Source organism: Stenotrophomonas sp. HMWF003, assembly GCF_003061285.1.
Taxonomy (GTDB): Bacteria; Pseudomonadota; Gammaproteobacteria; order Xanthomonadales; family Xanthomonadaceae; genus Stenotrophomonas; species Stenotrophomonas maltophilia_AP.
The window spans coordinates 5,816-9,588 of the sequence record NZ_QAIW01000311.1 but is presented as its reverse complement, the minus strand read 5'-3'; the positions used below and the strand labels follow the sequence as shown (position 1 = coordinate 9,588).

The 3,773-nt window shown below is 67.1% G+C and carries 1 protein-coding gene and 1 pseudogene; both read left to right on the top strand.

Translation table 11 applies throughout. From position 1 onward, the window contains the following. Nucleotides 1-2,303: pseudogene (locus tag DBR34_RS12750) on the top strand (vitamin B12 dependent-methionine synthase activation domain-containing protein); the annotation flags it as partial. Between the two features lie 90 nt (nt 2,304-2,393). Beyond that, nucleotides 2,394-3,587 carry an MFS transporter gene (locus tag DBR34_RS12745; protein ID WP_128097068.1) on the top strand — a complete coding sequence of 398 codons (1,194 nt, stop codon included), beginning with the start codon at nt 2,394-2,396 and terminating at the stop codon, nt 3,585-3,587. The last annotated feature ends 186 nt before the right edge of the window (nt 3,588-3,773 follow it).

Sequence of the window (3,773 nt, the reverse complement as noted above, 5' to 3'; positions counted from 1 at the left end):
TCCTCCAAATGGAGCGTGATCGAGGCCGGGCTGAAGTGCCTGCAGGGCAAGAGCGTGGTCAATTCGATCTCGCTCAAGGAAGGCGAGGCGCAGTACCTTGCGCGCGCAAGGTGGAGATCTGCACCCGTGCCTACCGCATCCTGGTGGACGAGGTCGGCTTCCCTCCGCAGGACATCATTTTCGATCCGAACATCTTCGCCGTCGCCACCGGCATCGAGGAACACGACAACTACGCGGTCGACTTCATCGAAGCCACCCGCATCATCAAGCGCACCCTGCCGCACTGCCATGTCTCCGGCGGCGTCTCCAACGTGTCGTTCTCCTTCCGCGGCAACGAAAGCGTGCGCCAGGCGATCCATGCGGTATTCCTGTACCACGCCATCGCCGCCGGCATGGACATGGGCATCGTCAACGCCGGCGCCATGCCGATCTACGACGAGCTGGATCCGGAACTGCGCGAACGCGTGGAGGACGTGATTCTCAACCGTCGCCGCGACGGCACCGAGCGCCTGCTGGAGATCGCCGAGCGTTACAAGGGCAAGAAGGGCGAGGTCAAGGGCGAAGACCTGGCCTGGCGCGAGAAGCCGATCGACGCGCGCCTGGCGCATGCGCTGGTGCATGGCCTGGACGCCTGGGTGGAAGCCGATACCGAAGAAGCCCGCGCCCGTTCCAGCCGCCCGCTGGACGTGATCGAAGGGCCGCTGATGGACGGCATGAACATCGTGGGCGACCTGTTCGGCGCCGGCAAGATGTTCCTGCCGCAGGTGGTCAAGTCGGCGCGGGTGATGAAGAAGGCCGTGGCCTACCTGCTGCCGTACATCGAAGCGGAGAAGGCACGCAGCGGCGACACCGCCAAGAGCAACGGCAAGATCATCATGGCCACGGTCAAGGGCGACGTGCATGACATCGGCAAGAACATCGTCGGCGTGGTCCTGGCCTGCAACAATTTCGAGGTGGTCGACCTCGGCGTGATGGTGCCGGCGCAGAAGATCCTCGACGCCGCCCGCGCCGAGAATGCCGACATCATCGGCCTGTCCGGTCTGATCACGCCGTCGTTGGAGGAAATGAGCCACGTCGCCCGCGAAATGCAGCGGCAGGGCTTCACGATGCCGCTGATGATCGGCGGCGCGACCACCTCGCGCGCGCACACCGCGCTGAAGATCGACCCGCATTACAAGGCGCCCACGGTGTGGGTGAAGGATGCCTCGCGTGCGGTGGGCGTGGCCCAGTCGCTGATCTCCAGCGAGCTGCGCGAGGCCTTCGTGGCCGCCAACGAGGCCGACTACGCCGACATCCGCCAGCGCCATCGCAACCGTGGCGACGCCAAGCGCCTGGTGACGCTGGCCAAGGCCCGCGCGCAGCGCTTCAGCGGCGACTGGGCGGCCTACACGCCGCCCACGCCGCACAAGCCCGGCCTGCACGTGCTGCACGACTACCCGCTGGCCGACCTGGTCGACGTGATCGACTGGACGCCGTTCTTCCAGGCCTGGGAACTGGCCGGCAAGTACCCGGCGATCCTCACCGACGAGATCGTGGGCACGCAGGCCAGCGAGCTGTACCGCGACGCGCGCGCGATGCTCGACCGCATCGTCAGCGAGAAATGGCTGACCGCCAAGGCGGTGTTCGGGCTGTGGCCGGCCAACAGCGTTGGCGATGACGTGCACCTGCGTACCGATGACGGCCCGGCCGTGCTGCACTTCCTGCGCCAGCAGGTCGACAAGCCGGTCGAACGCCCGGACTTCTGCCTGGCCGATTTCATCGCCCCGGCCGACAGCGGCAAGCAGGACTGGATCGGCGCGTTCGCGGTGACCGCCGGGATCGGCATCGACGCGCACGTGGCGCGCTTCGAGGCGGATCACGACGACTACAACGCGATCCTGCTCAAGGCCCTGGCCGACCGATTCGCCGAAGCCCTGGCCGAGCGCCTGCACCAGCACGTGCGCACCGATTACTGGGGCTACCAGCCGGACGAGCAGCTGGACAACGAGGCGTTGATCGCCGAGAAATACAGCGGCATCCGCCCGGCCCCGGGTTACCCGGCCTGCCCCGAGCACAGCGAAAAGGCCACGCTGTTCCGGCTGCTCGACGCCGAGCGCAACGCCGACATGCAGCTGACCGAGAGCTTTGCGATGCTGCCCACCGCGGCGGTGTCCGGCTACTACTTCAGCCACCCGCAGAGCCAGTATTTCGTGGTGGGGCGGGTGTCGCGCGAGCAGGTGGCCGATTACGCCAAGCGCAAGGGCGTGGATCGCGCGCAAGCCGAACGCTGGCTGGCGTCGAACCTGGACTACGATCCGGAATAAGGGCATCACCCGACCAGCGGTCGGGTGCTACCGGCATAATGTCGCGGTTGGTACCCACCGTTGATGGGTGCGCGCGCACCGAGATCCCGCATGACCGCCCCCACCCGCGACGCCGTACCGGTCGTCCGCCTCTCCTCGTTCTACCTGGTCTACTACGCCGCGCTGGGCGCGTTCACCCCGTACTGGTCGCTGTTCCTGACCTCGCGCGGGATGAGCGTCACCGCGATCAGCGTGATGATGGGCATCTGGTATGCCACCCGGATCGTCGCGCCCACCACGTGGACCTCGCTCGCCGCCGCCTCGCCGCGTCCGATCTTCTGGCTGCGGCTGGGCTGCGTGCTGACCCTGCTCACGTTCTGCGCCTTCCTGCTGCCGCTGCCGCAACCGTGGCTGTACCCGGCGATGATCGCGTTCTGCTTCTTCTACAACGCGGTGATGCCACAGTTCGAATCGATCACGTTGACCCACCTGGGCAGCGACAGCCATCGCTACGGATTGATCCGGGTGTGGGGCTCGCTGGGCTTCATCGCGGTGGTGATGCTGTTTGGCTGGATCATCGAAGGCGACGGTGGCGCGGGCAACGCACACCTGCTGCCGTGGCTGATGCTGCCGCTGTTCGGCCTGCTCACCGCCTCGGGGTTTGCCAACTACTACGCGCGCAACCTGCAGCGCAGCGACGGCGACGCGACCGGCTTCTGGCAGATCGTGCGCAAGCCGCAGGTGCTGGCGTTCTTCCTGGCCGCGTTCATGGAACAGCTGTCGTTCGGTCCGTACTACACGTTCTTCTCGGTCTACATGGACCACCACGGCTATGCCACCTCTACGCTCGGGCTGCTGTGGACCATCGGGGTGGTGTTCGAAGTAGGCGTGTTCTTCACCATCGGCCGCTTTTTCCGCCGCTATGACGCCAGCTGGATGCTGCTGATCGCGCTGCTCAGTTCCACGGTGCGCTGGGCGATCACCGCGCTGTTCCCGGACAACCTGCCGGTGATGCTGCTGGCGCAGACCGCGCACGCCCTCGGATTTGCCGCGTTCTTCGCGGCCGCGATGCAGATGCTGGCCACCTATTTCCCCGGTCGCCTCAACGGCCACGGCCAGGGCCTGCTGTACGGTTTCTCGTCCGGCGTGGGCGGCGTGCTGGGCGCGCTGATCGCCGGCCAGCTGTGGGGCATCGACCAGGGCCGTACCGCCTTCCTGGCGGGCAGCGGCTTCGCGCTCGCCGGCGCCCTGCTGTGCTTCTTCGCCATCAGCCTGCCCCTGCTGCGCGCCCACAGGCGCAGATGATCGCCGGCCGCTGGCCGGCAACGCGACCCTTCCGATGGGGTAGGCTCAACCCTCCCCCAAGACTGGAGCCGCCGATGCGACCGACCCGCCTGTGGGCACTGCTGCTTGCCACCGTCGCCCTGCCTGCCGCCGCCGAGCCGATCCTGCTGGAGAACGCCCGCGTCTTCGATGGCCAGCGCGATCGCG

What these genes read in the sequence shown, in the direction of transcription:
- DBR34_RS12745 (WP_128097068.1), top strand. Translation starts at nt 2,394, where the DNA reads ATGACCGCCCCCACCCGCGACGCCGTACCGGTCGTCCGCCTCTCCTCG.